Source organism: Streptomyces sp. SID5464 (genome assembly GCF_009862985.1).
In the GTDB taxonomy this organism is placed as follows: Bacteria; Actinomycetota; Actinomycetes; order Streptomycetales; family Streptomycetaceae; genus Streptomyces; species Streptomyces chartreusis_D.
Genome location: NZ_WWIQ01000004.1, coordinates 1 through 531 on the forward strand (window position 1 = coordinate 1; position 531 = coordinate 531).

Below are 531 nucleotides of genomic sequence, written 5' to 3' on the forward strand. Positions count from 1 at the left end.
GTGCGCTGCTCGCCGAGGTCGATCCGGCCGTCCGGGGTCGCGATCGTCGCCGTGATCACGTCTCCCCGGCTGAGGTAGTGCGGGTTCTTCGCCTGGCTCTTGAAGAACGCCTTCCACTTCACGGCGGGCGGCAGCAGCGCGCCGATCTTCTCGACCGGCTTCGGCGGGGCCTTCAGGGCCGTGCCGCCGGGGGTTCCGGTGAGCAGCAGGTCGCCGGCGTCCAGGGTCTGGAAGCGGGCCAGCAGGGTGAGCACCTGCGCCGGGCGGACGATCATGTCGGCGAGGGTGCGGTCCTGGCGCAGCTCGCCGTTGACGCTCAGCTTCAGGCGCAGGTCGAGGAGACGGGTGAAGTCCTCCGGCTCCAGCAACGCCAGGTACGGACCGGTCGGCGTGAACGTCGGGTATGACTTGCTCTCGTAGAACTGGGTCTTGGTCAACTGCACCTCACGAGCGCTGATGTCGTTGGTGATCACCAGTCCGGCGACGTACGACGGCAGGTCCCGCTCCTCCACCACGGTGCCGACGGGCAGG

1 protein-coding gene is annotated in these 531 nt (G+C 68.7%); it reads right to left on the reverse strand.

The features are described from left to right. Positions 1-531: fumarylacetoacetate hydrolase family protein (locus tag GTY47_RS03590; protein WP_040903050.1), on the reverse strand; the 531-nt coding region annotated here is incomplete at both ends.